Annotated in this window: 17 protein-coding genes and 1 pseudogene; 9 read left to right on the top strand and 9 right to left on the bottom strand. The window is 36.9% G+C overall.

Features of this window, described 5'->3' with window-relative positions:
- Position 1: 1 nt before the first annotated feature.
- Positions 2–256 carry an autorepressor SdpR family transcription factor gene (locus B9Y84_RS16885; RefSeq protein ID WP_085518575.1) on the bottom strand — a complete coding sequence of 85 codons (255 nt, stop codon included), beginning with the start codon at positions 254–256 and terminating at the stop codon, positions 2–4.
- Positions 257–323: 67 nt separating this feature from the next.
- On the opposite strand from B9Y84_RS16885, the gene B9Y84_RS20945 reads away from it, so the two are divergent.
- Positions 324–449 carry a hypothetical protein gene (locus B9Y84_RS20945; RefSeq protein WP_262494125.1) on the top strand — a complete coding sequence of 42 codons (126 nt, stop codon included), beginning with the start codon at positions 324–326 and terminating at the stop codon, positions 447–449.
- A gap of 149 nt (positions 450–598) precedes the next feature.
- Here the strand turns inward: B9Y84_RS20945 and B9Y84_RS16880 are convergent, their stop codons facing one another.
- The 6 genes from B9Y84_RS16880 to B9Y84_RS16855 form a co-directional block, all read right to left on the bottom strand.
- Positions 599–1,171 (bottom strand): hypothetical protein, encoded by a 573-nt coding sequence (locus tag B9Y84_RS16880; protein ID WP_139828076.1) that lies wholly within the window; start codon positions 1,169–1,171, stop codon positions 599–601.
- Between the two features lie 188 nt (positions 1,172–1,359).
- Positions 1,360–2,139 (bottom strand): hypothetical protein, encoded by a 780-nt coding sequence (locus B9Y84_RS16875; protein WP_085518573.1) that lies wholly within the window; start codon positions 2,137–2,139, stop codon positions 1,360–1,362.
- A 220-nt stretch (positions 2,140–2,359) separates the two neighbouring features.
- A complete protein-coding gene (locus tag B9Y84_RS16870; protein WP_085518572.1) occupies positions 2,360–4,096 on the bottom strand; it encodes an ATP-dependent nuclease in 1,737 nt (578 codons plus the stop codon).
- Positions 4,097–4,231: 135 nt separating this feature from the next.
- Positions 4,232–5,224, bottom strand: a complete 993-nt coding sequence (locus B9Y84_RS16865; RefSeq protein WP_085518571.1) for a hypothetical protein — start codon at positions 5,222–5,224, stop codon at positions 4,232–4,234.
- Between the two features lie 401 nt (positions 5,225–5,625).
- Positions 5,626–5,814 carry a hypothetical protein gene (locus B9Y84_RS16860; protein WP_085518570.1) on the bottom strand — a complete coding sequence of 63 codons (189 nt, stop codon included), beginning with the start codon at positions 5,812–5,814 and terminating at the stop codon, positions 5,626–5,628.
- Positions 5,815–6,750, bottom strand: a complete 936-nt coding sequence (locus tag B9Y84_RS16855) for a putative signal transducing protein (RefSeq protein WP_176223822.1) — start codon at positions 6,748–6,750, stop codon at positions 5,815–5,817.
- A gap of 224 nt (positions 6,751–6,974) precedes the next feature.
- Here B9Y84_RS16855 and B9Y84_RS16850 point away from each other — a divergent pair, with 224 nt between their 5' ends.
- Both B9Y84_RS16850 and B9Y84_RS16845 read left to right on the top strand, forming a co-directional pair.
- Positions 6,975–7,292, top strand: coding sequence for a helix-turn-helix domain-containing protein (locus B9Y84_RS16850; RefSeq protein WP_085518568.1), 318 nt, complete (start codon positions 6,975–6,977; stop codon positions 7,290–7,292).
- Positions 7,292–8,557 (top strand): type II toxin-antitoxin system HipA family toxin, encoded by a 1,266-nt coding sequence (locus B9Y84_RS16845; protein ID WP_245830876.1) that lies wholly within the window; start codon positions 7,292–7,294, stop codon positions 8,555–8,557. Before B9Y84_RS16850 ends, B9Y84_RS16845 begins: the two co-directional genes overlap by 1 nt.
- 19 nt (positions 8,558–8,576) lie before the next feature.
- On the opposite strand, the pseudogene B9Y84_RS20885 reads toward B9Y84_RS16845, so the two are convergent.
- Positions 8,577–8,915: pseudogene (locus tag B9Y84_RS20885) on the bottom strand (GNAT family N-acetyltransferase); the annotation flags it as partial.
- An 846-nt stretch (positions 8,916–9,761) separates the two neighbouring features.
- Entirely contained in the window at positions 9,762–10,781 is a 1,020-nt protein-coding gene (locus B9Y84_RS16835; RefSeq protein WP_085518567.1) for a hypothetical protein, read from the bottom strand.
- 487 nt (positions 10,782–11,268) lie between these two features.
- On the opposite strand from B9Y84_RS16835, the gene B9Y84_RS16830 reads away from it, so the two are divergent.
- The 6 genes from B9Y84_RS16830 to B9Y84_RS16805 all read left to right on the top strand — a co-directional run bounded on the left by B9Y84_RS16830 (position 11,269) and on the right by B9Y84_RS16805 (position 18,273).
- A complete protein-coding gene (locus tag B9Y84_RS16830; RefSeq protein WP_085518566.1) occupies positions 11,269–12,099 on the top strand; it encodes an ABC transporter ATP-binding protein in 831 nt (276 codons plus the stop codon).
- Positions 12,089–12,883: a hypothetical protein gene (locus tag B9Y84_RS16825; RefSeq protein WP_085518565.1), complete on the top strand. Its 795-nt coding sequence runs from the start codon at positions 12,089–12,091 to the stop codon at positions 12,881–12,883. The genes B9Y84_RS16830 and B9Y84_RS16825 overlap by 11 nt, the downstream gene beginning before the upstream one ends.
- Before the next feature lies 1 nt (position 12,884).
- A complete protein-coding gene (locus tag B9Y84_RS16820) occupies positions 12,885–13,241 on the top strand; it encodes a GntR family transcriptional regulator (protein ID WP_085518564.1) in 357 nt (118 codons plus the stop codon).
- 5 nt (positions 13,242–13,246) lie between these two features.
- On the top strand, positions 13,247–13,945 hold the full coding sequence (locus B9Y84_RS16815) for a hypothetical protein (protein WP_085518563.1): 699 nt from the start codon (positions 13,247–13,249) through the stop codon (positions 13,943–13,945).
- Between the two features lie 108 nt (positions 13,946–14,053).
- Positions 14,054–14,944, top strand: a complete 891-nt coding sequence (locus tag B9Y84_RS16810) for an ABC transporter ATP-binding protein (protein ID WP_085518562.1) — start codon at positions 14,054–14,056, stop codon at positions 14,942–14,944.
- Complete coding sequence (locus B9Y84_RS16805) at positions 14,941–18,273, top strand: golvesin C-terminal-like domain-containing protein (RefSeq protein ID WP_085518561.1); 3,333 nt, start codon at positions 14,941–14,943, stop codon at positions 18,271–18,273. Before B9Y84_RS16810 ends, B9Y84_RS16805 begins: the two co-directional genes overlap by 4 nt.
- The last annotated feature ends 1 nt before the right edge of the window (position 18,274 follow it).

The raw sequence follows: 18,274 nt of genomic DNA, 5'->3' as shown, positions 1-18,274 counted from the left end.
TTCATTTTTTTAAGGTCATAATCCAGTTCACCAAATCTTCCAGTATAGTAGTATTGAGTGAATACTCAATAAACTGTCCTTTTTTCTCACTGGTAATTAAATCAGCCCTTTTGAGAATATCCAGATGATGCGAAATACTAGGCTTACTCATATTAAATCGCTCGGCAATTTGTCCTGCATTCATATCCCGATCTTTGAGCAGCTCGATTATTTCACGCCTGGTTTCATCATTTAAGGCTTTAAAAATTGAATTCATTTATTTAGTTATTTAGACAAATATCTAAATACTATTTTAAATTTTAAAATTTGCAGCTAAAATAGCTTTGGATCAACTAGATGTTTGTGGATTTAAAGAAGAAAATATGATGATCAATAATATGGACGCAAGGGTAATGAATTTTGATCAAGGACAATCTTTCTACATTCTCAAAAGCAAAGAGAAGAAATAAGTAATACTTGTGTAATTTTATACATTTATGGGTATAATAGGATGATTATTCCACATCTATCTAACTACATCTTTTATGGACTTGCTTGAAAAAGCTCATAGATAAAAATCCAGCATTTGGAGGATGGTGGTAGCAGTAGCCAGTCTTCCCTACGAAATCCATGAACTGGTTTTTCTTTGAAATTCCCAGACGTCATCAATTTTCTTATAAGTGCAAGTATATCCGCCCCCACTTAAATAGGCCATGTCTTTGGTGTGCTTACTTACAATCCAGCTGTTATTGATTTTTATGGTCGCTATATTTCCTTCGATTTTTATTAAACTAAATGACGCATGCAAAAAATCTTCCCAGGTCCTGTCTGATATTTTTTGAAGCGCTTCTTTACTTTTCAGTGAAAACTTAACCTCCCCAATAGCATTCGGGACTTCATTTGGTTTTAAATAGGATACGGTTTCGTCCCAATCTTCTTGACTTTTAAAGTCGTCTTTCTCAGCTTGATATTCGTTCGACACGTAGATCCTATGTTTTTTCCACATCAATTTGTAATCAGCGATATCCTTTTCGGTTACGAATGCCCTTTCTAAAGATTTGTATACTAATACTTTTAAATCAGTATCCATTTTATACTCTTTTTCTGCGGATTTAAAGTGTCGGTCTTTAATGTATAAAGGCCTGTTGCAACTTGTGAAGAGAATAAGTAATAAAAATATAAAATTCCTCATTAATGATTTTTAGGGGATGATTTGGAACGACCAGCTATGATGAGTGGGGATTAAAAAGCACTAACCTCTCGTCTCGCACATAGCCACGCCTTGATTTAAATTTAAAACTTGTGGCGGACTTTCCAAGCCCCACGAATATTTCCTGACTGATAAAACCCCATTCATTCATAGCATTTGTTACCAGCTTTTTAGTCCGTTAGCCATTTTTGGAATTTCTTCGTGAATTTGTATTCAAATTTTGCAGGTTGCTTCCATATCATTAGTCGGATGTTAGCCGTGTCTTTTGATAGTCCAGTTATGCCAGTTCCTCGTTCACCTAGATTAGAAGAAAAGTTGTCATATTCTTTCTTGAATGTTCCGAAGTTGTCCGTGGAAAATCGAAGGTTTAGTGATGTCGAGTCAAATGTCCCATGTACTGAAACGATACCGTTTGATAGTTGCAAAACTGTATCGGGTTTTGAGGTTATCATTGAGTCGTTGAGTACGTAAAATTGAAGTCGGCTAACAGTTAGATCGCAGCTTCCAGTACTGTCCACGGTGCAACAGTGAAGTTCAAATACATGATCAGGAATAGTGAATTTATGGTCAATAGCAGCAGTCAAAAGGAAATTCCTGCTTTCAATAGACTCAAACAGATCTTCGGGTAAAAGTTCGTCATATCGTTCGTATGCGACTTGTGCCGATTTCCATTGATTTATTGGGTGGTACTCACCCTTTGGATAGGCTACAGCAAGAATTGATGCGTCAACCACCAAGAGAATTGAAATTAATATAGTCTTGTTGATTTTAAGTCGGTTGCTAAACTTGTAATAAAGAAATGCACTGAGTCCACCAGTTGTAAAAATGATCGGGTAGTAGATTAGCAAACAAAGTCCATATCCGCAGGGTGTTGGGAATAAGCTTAACACCCAAATCGGAATTAAGATGTTAGCAAGAAAGATAAGTATTGATATTACTGTCTTCGTCATGCAGATAATTGCTGGTAACGCCACTGTATAAATTCGTGGCTGATTAAAAGTATAAAAATTTCAGTTAACTACCGAGGCAATCCGCAGGATTGACTGGTTTACTATTATACCTCCTTTCTTATTATGATACAATATCGTAAATCAAGGTGCGGATTGACCGGTTAACTAAGTAGCACTAAAGCTTCATAGACCAACAACCAGTCATGATTTATACAGCTTGCTAGAGTCTTTTATTTTGTTCTATTTTTGTAATTACTGTTTTAATCTCTTCAGGAATTTCATCCAATTTTATTTCTTTAGCTATAGCTAAAGCACTGAATGATGTTTTCCACTCAGTAAGTGACCAAATATTTAGTCTCTTTAAGATTTTCTTGCCAGAAACGAGTTCTCTCTTTTCTAAATCCCATTTAGGGTTAATTTGGTTACGAGCTTCTGAATGTGCCTTACCCGCAGTGTAATTTCGTTTTTTGTGATTAATTTCTGTTGCTACGGCATCTATAACATCATCTTTAAGAGAATCAACTAACTCTTCAATTTTTCTTGTAACATCGTCTTTAGTAATAGTCTTAGAAACAGATTTACTTTTCCGAATCAATCTGTAAATAGCTGAGTCTGAAATGAGATAGTTTTCAATCTCCTTTTTTCTCCATATTTTTAATTCAATTTTGTGAGCTTTTGCTTCATTAATCCTTTTAATTTTTTCTTCTTCAGAATGGTAATCCGAATCAAATATTGAATAAACAGTTATCTTGGAATCACCTGCGTTTTTTAGTAACATTTGAGAACCAACAACATAATTCCATCCTCCCCATCCACCACAAGGCATATTAGGAATTGAATCAAGAGGTTCATTACTAAAGGGAAATAAAGTGTTTTGAAATCTTTTTAAAATAGAAACATCTTTTCCTTCAACAATTAAGAATTTCTTTGCATTCCAGAGTCTTGCTAATTCAATATTCTGAATGCTTCCAATGTTATGAATAATACTTTGTACTGCTGGCAGATTAGATGCAAATGAAGATTTATCTTTATTACGATCAATAACTAAGATCTCATCTGGTTCAACTTCTGCCATTATTTCTATGGAATGTGTTGCAACAATAACTTGAGCAAATCTATTACGAAGGTAACGAATAAGTTTTCTTTGCAAATCAGCGTGCATGTAAACATCCGGCTCATCTAATATGATAGTTGATGACTTATGACTTCTTGCAAGAAACCAAACTGTTTGTAGCCACATTTGTAGTCCGTGACCCATCCAGCCAACTTCTGCTACAAATGTTTCATCCTGAACCATAAGAGATAGTTTGTTTCCAGTTAAAGGACCTTTTCCTTGAAGCTCTCTAATTCTCAACCCTGGCCAAGTTTCTTCTGCCATTCGTTTAAATTCAGTGTATTTAGAATTCAATTGATTTAGTTGATTTCGAAAATGTCTGGAAGCTAATGATGATGACAAATTGGAAAGAACATAATCACCTCTTAACGTTTCTTCATTTGTTTGTAGTGGAGCAATCTGTGGCAATATATTAATCTGTGGAAATTTTACATTTCGCGCTTCACCTTTAGATTGAATCACTTTCCCCTGCTTATCGAATAACACGGCATGGAATTCACCATCACTGCCAATGTAGAGAGTGATTTTGAATTCGTTTTTAAAAATAGCTTCAATTTTTGCAGGAGGGTTACTATATAGATGAAAAAGATTCTCTTTTGAAAATTCTATACCTTTTAAAGATGGAGATACTCCTTTATGGTCTCTAGGTAACTCCGTCCATGAAGGAGGACTTTTAAATGGAAGGTTTGAATACCTAGTTGTTACCAGTGATATTAGACGAAGAGATTCTATTAAAGTAGATTTTCCTGCATTATTCTTACCAACGACTATTGAAAGGTTTTTAAAATCAATTTCATGACTATTATAGCAGCGATAATTATTTAATATTATTTTTTTAATCATTTGAAATTGACTTTAACGTTAAGAATATGGGGAGTTGGGGACTTCAAGACTCCAAACTATCAATACCCTACATATTTCCTTAAATGTAATCATTATCAACTTTAGCACTATCTGCCCAATGACCTATATTTAGTGTTAGCTGCTTTTATTAAATACCTTTTCAATTAATAACTCTTGACTAGCTTTTACTGCCACCAGTGCTTTTTCACATTCATTTTTTGATATGCTTTTAATTAACTCTCCATGAACAATTCTATTTCTTAGCTTTAGCATATAATTTTTTACATCTTCCCATTCTTTGGTGGCACCAAAGTCAAATTCGAAATATTCCTTTATACCTCTGCTACATACTTCAGAAATGCCTGCCAAACATCCACATTCTGGTTTTTTCTTAATCTTGTCAAGTTTGGTATTACTTAGTTTCTTCTTAAGCTCTGTATATATAAAATTTTCAAAAAGTGTAGCGGACTGAATTAGCGCAAAATTATATCTCCCTAAATTAAAATTGTCCAACATCGAAGAAACTATATCGTCTTTAAAACCATAGTAATCTTCAAGCAAATAGTGACGTAAAATGTCCTCCTGTTTTTCTTCAAGTTCAAATTCCTTTCCACCATTAAATCTTATCATATGATGTTTAGGGATCAAGGTAGTTACTGTCTGGTGTTGACCTTCGGTATCTAACAAAAGATACTGATAGTTGAAAACATCTTTAAGAACTACGTTTCTTATCCAAAATGAATTTGTTATGCTGCGATAAATATTAATAAACTTATTTAGATACTCAATTGCAATATCCACAAATTGATCAGGTATAATCGTAATGATTTTTTTATTAATTCTACTTGACTCAATCATTTGTTTATCAAACCAAACTTGGACCTGCATATATGATAATAAGGCAGATCTATCCTCTTCCATTTTTGAAAAAGGAGCCATTTCAAAATCATCCTTATATCTGAAATCATAAATCCTTTTGAAATGAATTTTAGCTGGAATATTATCAATTTGCATCATATAAGGTTTACCCTTATTCTCTTTTGTTAGAGAATCCAGAACATCAAATGAAACAGGTAGCTTCATTTGAACAATCACATTCTGTAATTTATCAATGGTGAACTTTGACATTTTTTAATCTTAATTCGGATGAACTCTTACTTATAATGTTTAAAATAAGTGCTTTACAGTTATTGTCTGTTAGTTAAATATTTTAATTTCTCTGCTGTTCCATTAGCTTGCGAAGTCAATGGCTTAGCTATACACGGAATTGCAGCTAACAACCGTATAAAGAACATTAATGCACTTTACACCCTAATTCACTGCGCCTAAAACAACAAAAGCTACTTCATCCGCAATACACCTTCAACCTAAACCCAGAAAAACAATTTGAAATTCGACTTTGGGGTTTTGGTTAATGATGGACTGTAAATGTATAGGATTTAATTTTAAATACATCCTAAGAATTTAGGGCTTAGTCGAAAAATGTATATTCGGTAGTTTTAATAGAATATTTCTAGGAGGTATGATCTTTAATTCTTGGCCTTTGAGTCTAGCTTAAAATCCTGATAGCAATCGTAGCAATGGTATTCCTTTTTGTATTTCAATACCGGCAGGCCTACAAAGAGTAATAAGATCACAAAGACGGAAGAAGGCTTTTTGCTTTTCCCTACATGATCGGAATGGCAATAAGGACAGACTAAGGCTTCTGCATTTTCCATTTACTCTTTGATTAAGCTTTTAATACTGTCTCTTTTCAATTTCAGTAACTGAAAGTCTTTCTCCGTGTAGGCTAGTAAATAAGCATCTTCTCTTTTCTCAAGATAGGTAGTCAGATATTTTGCTGCATTCTTATAATCTTTTTGAAGCAAATATACGTCCGAAACTGCTAAGTAAGCCTTATAATTTGAACTAGCCCTTTCCTTGTATAGTTCTATCGCCTCCTCATACTCCTTCAGCTGAATATGGCAATAGGCTATTGCACTTGATCTGTCCTCCCTCGAATAACCATAGCTTTTCGATGCTTTCATATAGCGAATGGCCAAATCAAAAGAATCCAGTGCTATATATCCGTATCCTATGTCGGAATATAATTGAGCGTTTTTAGGATAATCCGTTCTTAATAGGCGTTTACTGTAATTAATTGCCTGCTGTGGGTTGCTTTCTAGTAAACTATCTACTTTAGGATAATGATAGTCGTAAAGCAAATGCTCCATTCTTTCTTCTTCCCTTTGTTGCGCCATTTGCTGCTTTTCCGCTTCTGTAGGAGCTTGAGCAATTGAGATGATTATTCCACCAATCACTACTATACTGATCAGAATGAAGGCAATGATAAAAATTGCTCGCAACTCAACCGCCCAATGCTTTAGAATAGGGATTTTATTCGTTTTCGCATCTATCCAATTATAGTACCCTCCGGATTCTTCTTGTGGCTCAACATTTACCCCCATTTCACGCAGCAAAGCTACCGCCAAGGGTACATCGGCTGCTCTCACTTGTAGTTTTATCCCTCCTACTGCATTCGACAGGAAATTATGAGACTGTACTGTTAACTCATCTTTCAGAAATACTTTGATGTCCGCAGCTTCTAATTTGGATTGGATAATGTGCGCCTCATGCGGATATTGAAAGGTGGCAATGGTGATAAATTGGTCCATAAAAAATGAGTCTGACAATAGGGTGAAAAGGACAATACTAACCGAAGACGTAAATATAGAATTTAATTTTAAAAACGTCTTTAGCATCTAGGTCTTGGTCGAAAATGCGCAGTCTTTCAATAAGTCAAATAAACGAATAAAATGCATTAAACTAAAACACAGTAAATCATAATGTTTGTTATTTCAAACAAAATATAGTATAATTGTTTATTATATTAAACATTATGAATAATAAGAAAGCTATATTACTTCCAAAAAATCAGGAAATTCTAGCTAATGTAGGCGAGCAAATAAAGCTAGCAAGGCTAAGACGAAAGCTTAGCGGGCAAATGGTCGCAGAACGGGCTGGCATTGGGAGGAATACACTTATTTCAATTGAAAAGGGCAAAGCATCGGTTAGTATAGGGCATTACCTTAATGTTTTAAAAGTTCTAGGTCTTGAAAAGGATTTCTTAATGCTTGCTAAAGATGATATACTGGGAAGAAAACTACAAGATGCTGGTTTGTCAACCAAAGAAAGAGCCCCTAAAAAGAAAGCGTGATGTCAAAAAGAGACTTATATGTATATGCAGACTGGAAAGAGGTAAAAGGTCCAAAGCTAATGGGTGTTTTAACCGCTGAACTATTAAGAGGGAAAGAAATCTTCTTTTTCGAATATCACAAGGAATGGTTGTCATCAGGCTTTGCGCACAATTTAGATCCTGATCTGCAACTGTATTCAGGTCCTCAATATTTGAATGATGAAGAAAAATTTAATTTCGGCTTATTTCTTGATTCTTCGCCTGACCGATGGGGAAGAGTATTAATACAAAGAAGAGAGGCTGCCAAAGCAAGATCAGAAAATAGAAAAGCAACTAAATTATTCGAAACCGATTATTTATTAGGAGTTTATGATGAACACCGTATGGGTGGACTTCGATTTAAACTTGATCCAAGCGGCCCATTTTTAAATGATGACGAAAGGCAGGCCAGTCCTCCATGGACTTCTATCCGAGAGTTAGAGGAAGTAAGCTTAAAGCTTGAAAAAGAGGACGCTATTAACGACCCAGAATATTTGAAATGGTTAAACATGCTCGTTAATCCTGGCTCTTCCTTAGGTGGTGCAAGACCTAAAGCAAGTGTGTTAGATACAAATCATCATCTATGGATTGCTAAATTTCCTAGCAAAAATGATGATCACAATCTAGGCGCATGGGAAATGGTAACCTATGATTTGGCCAAGACTGCAGGTATCAATATGTCGGAATGTAAAGCCCAAAAATTCTCCAGTCATCATCATACATTTTTGACAAAAAGATTTGACAGAAGCAGTACGGGAGAACGAATTCATTTCACCTCGGCCATGACGCAATTAGGCTATACGGATGGAGCCGATGCCTCTACAGGAGCAAGCTATTTGGAGTTGGTTGACTTTATCACAACTCATGGTGCTAATGTGTCAGAAGATCTACAGGAACTTTGGAGAAGAATTGTTTTCAATATTTGTATTTCCAATACCGATGACCATTTAAGAAATCATGGATTCCTATTATCTAATGAAGGTTGGCATTTATCTCCAGCATTCGATATTAATCCCGTGGAAACCGGAACAGGTTTAAAATTAAATATTTCCGAAGATGATAATGCTTTAGATACCGATTTGGCTATGGAAGTCCATGAGTATTTTCGGTTAGATAGAAAAACAGCAACAACTATTATAAATCAGGTAAAAAATGCAGTTGAAAATTGGAGTACTATTGCTTCAAATTATGGTATTCCCAGAAGCGAACAGGAAATAAAATCCCCTGCATTCCAATCAAATTTATGATGTAAATCCCTATATGATTCTATTTTTTATTAAGTAGCTCCATCCAATACAAATCAAAACCCTCAGCCCAATAGTCTTTTTTAACCTTAAGGAGTTTAAAGCCCATCTTTTCGTAAAATTTGTCAGTATGCTGGGAGGTTCTAACAATGATCTTTTTAATATCAGGCTTTGTATTGATATGCTGAATTCTATGTTGGGTTAATTTCCTGCCTATTCCTTTGCCGTGTTCAGTGGGTTTGATTATATCCCAGGAAATTACAGCTGCTTTGGATTGCGGTTCGTAGTTAATACCGCCCGCTCCTACTATTTCTCCATCATCCTCTACTACAAAGTAATCTTCCGTTTCATTATCCAGGTAATGAACTAATCCTGCTCTTTCCGTTTCATCAAAATATTACGGTGTATTCCAATTAAATAGTTGAAGGACGGCTGCTTGGTCTGAAGGTATGTAGGCTCTTATTTTCAAGTTTAGTAATAGCTTTAAGCATACTAAATTTAAAATTTTCTTTCTTGAGAATCGATTTAATGTCCAGATTTTTCAAAATATTGAACATAAGGTAAAAACATGTTCAAACACGGGACAGAATTCGGTACTATGTCCAGTTTTTGGTAAATATTGAACGTAGGAAAGCGTTTAGAACAGTTTGTTCATTGGAATTGATGCTTTTCTAGCTAAAAGCAATCACCTCTATTTACATCGCAGATTAATTAAGCTTCTTTTGATAAATAAAAAACACCTTCAAAATAGGATCTAATCTGAATTAGGTGGTCTTTTCATAGAATACTATCATCTAAAAAACCCTCAATTAAAAGGCTTTTTACAAATTTCGAGGTTTTAGAATCTATTTATTAAAATCAAAAACCAAATTAAATTTTGTAGTTTCTATTTTTTCCTTTTTGCTTGAACAAAAAGAAATAAAAATTCAAGACAAAAATATGCTTCCTCCCACATCCTCGTCTGGCCCGCATTTTTGTCCTCCTTCCCACACTCACAGATCAAAATTTTATTTGGATCAATGGATTTGTAGTATTTTTCATAAGTTCCCTAATTATAGGTAAAGCTTCTAGATTGCAAGAAAAAAGAATGTTGCTTGAATAAGTTATGTAAGTGATAAAATTTCCATAGCTCAGGCGCTAGGAATTTCATTCCTGTAGCTGAGCAAACAAGACTATCCGAAGCCATTGCAGTTCTATAATAACTATTTCAAAACACAGTGACGACCTCTACAGAGCGATCACTAAAATCAAATTCTTGAGACAAACTGCCATCAGTATTGAATACTTGAACCTTCGTTCGGCCAGCTAAGACAATTTGATTCATCTGCATATCAAAAATTAATGATCGTAAGCCATCCGCATAGACCTCTAACTCTTCAGAAAAAGTTGATTCAACTAATGCTGTGCTTTCTTGCGTGCTGATATCATATTGCGACAGATAGTAAGAATAGGGTGAGGGTTGTGGAACACTAATTGCATGATATACGGTAGCATTTTTATTATCAAAAGCTACAGAAGAGTTTTGAGGATCCGAAATAAAAAGGCCGTTACTAAAAGTGCCGATTTCTGTGATATTATCATTTGATGCAGAAAGCTCGTATAGCTTATCAGAAGTTACCATCAACAAATTATCATCATCCAGTACCTTGAAAACAGGAAAACCAAAGAAGTCATCTGATACCAGAGTAGCCGAAGTTTCTTCCCTAACATCAATAGAATATAGGCCTGATGGTGAAGAAAAAAACACTCTATTGCCAATAGAAGCCATGCTGTAGAACTCTGTTTCCAGATCAAGATTTATTATTTGGGTTTGCTCAAGCGAATTGATATCAAGAACCACTAAAGAAATAACAGCAGTAGAAAAATTTTGAAAAGCTACAATCAGGTGATCGCTGGTGGCTACAATTTGCCTAAGCTGGTCAACACTATCAGGAATTGAGGTATACTCTTTAAAGTCTATAGATTCCATCTTATTTAAATCAATGACCTCAAGATTCCAATAATCAAATACATAAAGTAAATTTCCAACACGAGTAGTGGTGCCAACAAACTTAGACCTTAAAGTGACCGATTTCTCCTCTTCGTCTAAAGAAACCACTTCTTTGGTTGTACTTGTTGTAGAACGCAATAGCGCATAAGAATTTAGCTCCTTGGGATTGACCTCTTTGTCTGTGCAACTTGCATTTATGAACAATAGAAGGAATACAATAGATATAAAGTTTTTCATGACCGCACTTGAAATTGTAAGCTGCAAATTATTTTACTATAGCGGAGAGCAAAGGTACTTACTCCCTATAGAAAATGAAAAGAATAAACTTATAGATACGCCATCAGTCAGCCCTTCTAGAAAACACCAATGCCTAATGACTCACACCGCACATCCCTCACCCATCATCCTAGTTCCAACTTCTGGCTTTGTACCTCTAACTGTAATCTTCGAACTCCTCACAATGCTCAATGTCCGACCTTCGGTACTGACATAGCCTGACGCACCCTCACCCAACATCCATCATCCTACTTCCAACCTTAATCTATTGCCGGTCTGACCTTCGGTACTGACCTAAGTGGTATCTTCACTTCCAACTTCCTACTTCCAACTCCCTGCCAATTGGCGGGTTAGGGGGCTCAACTTTTTCCCCCTTTCTCTTGCATATTTAAAATCAATGCTTTACTATTGTACTGTATTAGTTAAGTAGTACACTAAATCAGTAATAATGATTGCAATAAAAAATCTAACTTTTAATTACGCTAAAAAGCAGCAACCGCTCTTTAATGAGCTGGACTGCGAGTTGCAAACGGGCAGCATAGTCGGCCTTTTGGGTAAAAACGGAGCAGGGAAAACCACCTTGCTCAAGCTCATGATCGGTTTGTTATTTCCTGACAAGGGTGATATTTCTATTTTGGGGCACGAACCTTCAAAGAGGCAGCCTTCTCTTTTACAGGATGTCTTTTTTGTTTCGGAGGAGTTTCATCTCCCTCCTATTTCCATCAATAATTATGTGAAAGCCAATGCTGGTTTTTATCCTCGATTTGATAAGGATTTGCTCCTTCGCTTGATCAAGGATTTTGAACTACCGGAAACCAAAAGCTTGCAAAAGCTTTCTTACGGGCAGAAGAAAAAATTCTTGATTTCTTTTGCGCTGGCTACCAAATGCCACTTGTTGGTGCTCGATGAGCCTACAAACGGACTGGATATTCCTTCAAAATCTATTTTCCGTAAAGTATTGGCGGGTTCTTTGGATGAAGATCAGTTGGTCATCATTTCTACTCATCAGGTGAAAGATGTAGAAAATTTGATTGATAAGGTATTGATGCTGGATAATGGCAAATTCATTATGCAGAAAGACCTTTATGAAATTGGCTCACAGCTGAATTTCTCCACGGTTTCATCCGCTGAAGGCGAGCATATTTTGTATAGCGAAATGGTGCCGGGCGGTTTTCGGGTCATTACTCCACAGGAAAACGGAAATTCCAATGTTGATATAGAGTTATTGTTTAACGCCATTGCCAATGGCCACGAAAAACTGAAAAAATATGTCCAATAATATATTCAATCTCAAAAGGTTTATAATGTTGGCCAAACAGCATTATATCCAAAACCAGAAGCTGTTGTTCTTTGCGTCCATCGCTTATGTAGGGGTTATATTCCTACTGCTTACTATTGTGCAAATGGGCAATGACCGGGAACCACATGATCTGGAAATGTTCAGAGGGTTTATTATCGGTTTTGTAGCCGTATTTGGTATTCTCTATACCGGTTATTCTTTCCCGGCCTTTAGAAGTAAAGAAAGCACCATCAATTATTTGATGCTGCCCAGCTCGGTGCTGGAAAAGTTTCTATTTGAATTGATCACCAGATTAAGCATAGTCGTCATTCTGCTCCCGGGGCTATTTTGGCTGACTTTTCACTTTCAAGGCTATTTCTTCAATCTGTTCAGCCCTGAAAAATTTGAAAGCATTGGATTTGGAATGGCTACAGATTTGGAATTCCCTGATTCCATACAGGAATTTCAATCCTGGTTTATGACCATGATCATAGCATTGGTGATGTTAGGCTTTGTTTTGCCTTTTACGGGCGGGGCCATGTTCAGCAAACAACCATTGGTTAAAACACTTTTTGCAGTGGCTATAATTGTCATTTTTTATGCGGCTTGTCTCTATATCATAGTGGAGCCTTTTGGGGTAGGAAAATACCAACCTAATGAGAGCATGTGGTTGATACCGAGTAGTGAAAAGGGCGCAATGCAATTTTTTGGCACTTTTGCCATCATCGCCAATCTGGTGATACTATTTGTGGCCTACAGAAAATTAAAAGAAAGGGAGGTATAAAATGGAATTTCAAAACGGCAAAAGCATATTTCTGCAGATAGCGGACAGCATTACCGACAAGGTGGTGAATGGTGAATTTCCTGCAGGCAAGAAAATCCCCTCAGTGCGAGAATTAGCAGCTGAAATGGGGGTAAATCCGAATACGATTATGAGAACTTACAGTGAACTACAAGCTATGAATATTATCGAAAACCAAAGAGGCATTGGCTATTTCGTCAATGAAAATGCCCCTAAAATTATTTTGGAGAGCAAAAGAGAAGAATTCTTTAAGCAGATATTGCCTGAATTCTTGAAGCAAGCGCAGCTATTAGGCATTAGCGCCACTGAATTGAAAAAACATATTGAAAAAATTAACTGATCGTTATGAAACTAAGCAATAAAATATTGATCGGCCTCTTCGGTTTCTTATTCCTTTATATGATTGTGGCATTTACTGAAATGCGCTTGAAAGGGGATTTGAACCGCTTAGATGATAGCAATAGTATTTCGGAAACTGTTGACATTAAATCGGTGCAGTACCTTAAACTTGTGGATATTGGCCATCGAATTGCGCTTCACGGCTCCAATAAACCAGGAATAGAAATAAAAAGTGTTTCGGGAGATGTACTTCAATATCTGAAATATGATCTAGAGGGTGATACACTAAGTATAAAATCCATGGATTTGGAGAAAAAACAAGCCTTAGATATATCGATTTATGTGTCAAAATCGAACTTTAAAGGCTTGAGAGTTGATAATGCTAGCCTATACATATATGACCTGCAACAGGAAAGCTTAGATATTCAGCAGAATGCTGGCTGGATTAGGGTGAATGCAAGCAATGAAATAGCTACGATTAATCTAAATATCCAGAATTCTGCTTATTTCAATTTACAAGATGTTGAGGTTGACACGCTCAATGCAATAATTGACGAAGCAGAAGTAGTGACAAATGAGCCCATCAAAATTGTGAAAGCGTCTATGACCAATGACTCCTATTTGCACTTAATTGGCACAAGTGAAATTCAAATCAAAAAAGATGAAAGTAGCAGGTTGTCAAGCGGTAGACTAATTGTGCATTAAACCTACAAATTAATAGGAGCTGCAACAAAAAAGCAGTTGCAGCTTCTTACTGATATCCATTAAAACGAAATACCGGCTACAACCTAAAGCTATCAACTTTCAAGCCCTATGAATATACAAATTACAGGACTCACGAAGACCTATCCGAATGGCTATACTGCTATAAAAGATGTAAATCTGGAAATCGGCAGCGGAATGTTCGGTTTGCTAGGCCCTAATGGCGCTGGTAAATCTAGCTTTATGCGCATTTTGGTGACCGCACAGCAAGCTACATCCGGCACCATCCTAATGGACGGTATGGATATTAATGAGCACCGACAAAAAATCCGTACTCGCATAGGCTATCTTCCTCAGGATTTTACCTTTTTCTCAAAGCTTAAGACCTGGGAGTTCCTGGATTATGCTGCCCAATTATCCACCTCGCTCAAAAAGAAGGAGCGAATCATCAAAGTAGATCAACTGTTGGACCAGGTTGGCCTCTTGGATGTGCGTGAAAGATTGGCCAACAAACTTTCCGGAGGGATGAAACGCAGGCTGGGAATAGCCCAGGCACTAATTGGCGAACCGAGGTTATTGGTGATTGATGAACCTACCACTGGCCTAGATCCGGAAGAAAGAATTCGTTTTCGAAACATCTTATCTGATTTAAGTCAAAAAGATGTGACCATTATTCTTTCCACTCATATTGTGGGCGATATCAGCAGTACCTGCCATAATATGGCCATGCTCAATAAGGGAGAAGTGGCTTTTAAAGGATCTCCAGAAGGGATGATAGAAAAAGTTCGAGGGCATGTATGGCAAGTCAATCTAAACGATGAAGAATTCAACAAAATCAAAACGGAATATTCCGTGGTTTCTACCATTCCTATCGATGGAAAGTGGGAAGTGCAACTGATTGCTGAAAATTCACCGCATCCTAAAGCGACTCATGCGAATCCTAACCTGGAGCATGCTTATGTATATTTTATGGAAAACCAACTAGGCGTATCACTGGTATGATTTCAATCAAAAACATTTTGACCATCTCCCGATTTGAGGCGAAAGTGCTTTGGAGAAATTGGTTTTTCAGAATATTAGCCATAGCCGGTATAGGCTTCTTGACTATTTTTAATATTGCCGTTTTTTCTGAGGCAGATGTACCAAGATGGGCCTTCCTATCCAATAGTTGGATGATGCCTTATGCCAGTTTGGTGCTGATCAGCATTCCACAAGCAGCGGCTGTGGTGTTTTTGGCCACTGGCTTGATTAAGAAAGATAAAAAAGTGGATACCAATGAGGTCTTTTTTGTGCGCCCCATTAGCAATTTAGATTATGTGTTAGGGAAAGCACTAGCATTATTTAAGCTTTTCTTTCTGTTAAACCTGATTTTCGTTTCGATTTCGCTGATCTTCAATATTACCAGCCCCTACACCACATTCGAGCCACTGACTTACGTTCTGTATCCTTTGCTGACCAGCATGCCCACCATTATGTTTACCACGGGAATATCGTTCCTACTGGTGACCATTTTAAAGAACCAGCCCATTAGCATTGTATTGCTATTAGGACTAGCCGGGGTGCAGTTGATCTACTATTTCGATCAGTTTTCCAATATTTTGGATTTCGTGGGGTTCCGATTGCCCATGTTCACTTCTGATATTGCCGGTTTCCAAGACATGGAATTTGCGCTAATCCAACGGTCATTTTATTTCATCTTGGGCATTGCCTTTTTATTTATGACTGCCTTTTTATTGGATCGACTTTCAAGCCACAAAACGACCAAGATTTTAACAGGAGCAATTGGATTAGCAGTTTTGGCATTTTCTTCCATTATCATGCTAAGATTATGGGATATGCGTCAAGATCCGATAGAATTAAGAGCGCAAATGGTTAGCCTCAACGGACAGTGGGCAGAGGAACCCAACATTAGCATTCTTTCCCATTCCATCGATTTGGAGCTCTCAGAAAATGAAATCATGGGGAATTCAGCAATGCTCGTAAAAAACAATACGACTGAAACCCTCAATCAAATCTACTTCAGCCTAAATCCGGGGCTAAAAATCGATGAGGTGCTAGTGAATGGACAATCTGTTTCAGCAGAAAAAACTCTGCATATTGTTTCTATCACAAAAGGATTTAGCCTGGCACCAGCACAGGAAATGAATGTAGAGCTGAAGTATAGCGGTACTATTCAGGAATCAGCTGCACATTTGGAAGTTGATGAAGAACGATATGAATCGCCTTTAGAATATTTCACTTTCTCTCTGCAAAAGAAATATGCCTTTCTGCAATCTGACTATGTGCTGCTCACCAAAGACGTCATGTGGTATCCTGATACTCAAATTGGATATAGTCCTAAAACTCCTAAGCAAGAAAGATTATCCTTCATAGATTTTCAATTGAAAGTGAAAACACATGAGGGGCAGATGGCCATTTCTCAAGGTGAATCAGTAGTAAAGGACAATACTTATGAATTCCAGCCAGAATATCCCCTTTCGCAAATTTCCCTTGCAGTAGGCGATTATGTGAAAAAAGAAATCATGGTAGATTCCATTGAGTATGCGATATATCATTACCGTGACCATGATTTTTTTGCGGATCACCTTGATCAACTTCCAGATACTTTGAGTTCACTCATTACCGATCTTTCCAATGAATATGAAGATGCACAAAAAATTTCCTACCCTTTCAAAAGGCTACAATTTGTAGAAACTCCACTTCAATTTTCAGCCTACACAAAAGTGTACGAAACACATCAGGCCTATTTACAGCCGGAAACCGTCTTTTGGCCCGAAAAAGGAGGTGATATCCGGCAGTTAGATCTCAGAATGCAATTGCGGGATATGAATAATCAGGCAAAGTCCCAAAATCAGACTTTAACAGATAAACAGAAGCAGGCCAACGTATTCAATGATCTCATTAAAAGAGTAATCACCAAGCAGATTGGAGCCAACTACACTTTTGACGGCTATAACCAAGATGATGCTGACTACTCGATTTTTCCCAATTACTATACCTACAATACTGGTTTTGTCAGTGAAGAATGGGGACTGCTAAACCGGAGCATTGCTAACTATCTGGTGAATGAAAAGCAGGCTCAAAGAGATTTCTCCAGAAACAGAAATGGGATTTCCTTTACGGAAGAATGCAACGACTTGATGCGAGAATCCTCCCTGAACGAGATTGTATCAGAGGCAGAATTCAATAAAATCCAGAAGTCTATTGAATTGAAGAGCGAATACCTCTTCTCTTATCTTGGACAACTAGTGGGAGAACCCAATTTAAAAGCTTTTCTCTATGAATGGATCAGTGCACATAACCACCAGTTGACCCATTATGAGGATCTCAGAACAGCACTTTTGAATGAATTCAATTTGGATATTGATCCAATTATTCAAAAAGTCTATTCTGAGACATCGCAGCCAGCATTTGAGATTTTAGAACTTCAGAAATATGAAATTTTGGATGGGGATAGAAAGCGTTATCAAATATTGACCAAAATTAAAAACAGTGGTGATAATGATGGAGTGATTGAGATAATCTTTGACAATAAAGATAATAGCGATGGCGAATTTTATAGAGGGAAAGTGAATGAGGAAACGGAAACTGAAGTTGAAGGACAGCTTTCCTTAATTAAAAAGGGAGAAACAAAAGAGTTAGGCTTCATTTTGGATGAAAAACCGAATAATATCACCATTAACACTTTAATCTCCCGAAACATACCTTCTAAAATCACCATGCCATTCGGGACATTAAGCAAGCGTGAAAATGCTACTATGTTTGAGGGTGAAAGGCTGGCTACAGAAGATAAAGAGTTGGCATTTACAGAAGTCATTGTGGATAATGAAGATGAAAATTTCAGCAGCTTCAGTCCCATAAAACCTACTTATTTAAAAGCCTATCTGGACAGTCGAAAAACTACTGAACAAAAATACTATGGGGAATGGGATCGGCCTTATTCCAAATGGTTAGCCACAACGGGTTCTGAGTATTTCGGGACTGTCATACGATCGGCACACTTTACCCGCTCGGGCAGTGGTGAAAAAGTGGCTAGCTGGACACCAGAAATAAAGGAAGCAGGATTCTATGATCTCTACACCTATATGAAAGGAAAAAATCAAGACGCATATAGTGGTAATGATAGCAATGGAAAGCAGTATTTCTATCACTACATCATCAAGCATGCCGATGGCGAAGACAATATCAATTACAATATATCCAATGCGGAACCCGGCTGGAATTACCTGGGGTCCTATTATTTCAACGAAGAAGGAGGAAGTATTTCATTAACAGATGAATGTGACCTTCGAACAGTTTATGCAGATGCGATAAAATGGGTTAAGCAATAAA

The sequence above is a fragment of the Marivirga sericea genome (assembly GCF_900177665.1).
Lineage (GTDB): Bacteria > Bacteroidota > Bacteroidia > Cytophagales > Cyclobacteriaceae > Marivirga > Marivirga sericea.
This window is presented reverse-complemented; position numbering and strand designations above follow the sequence as displayed.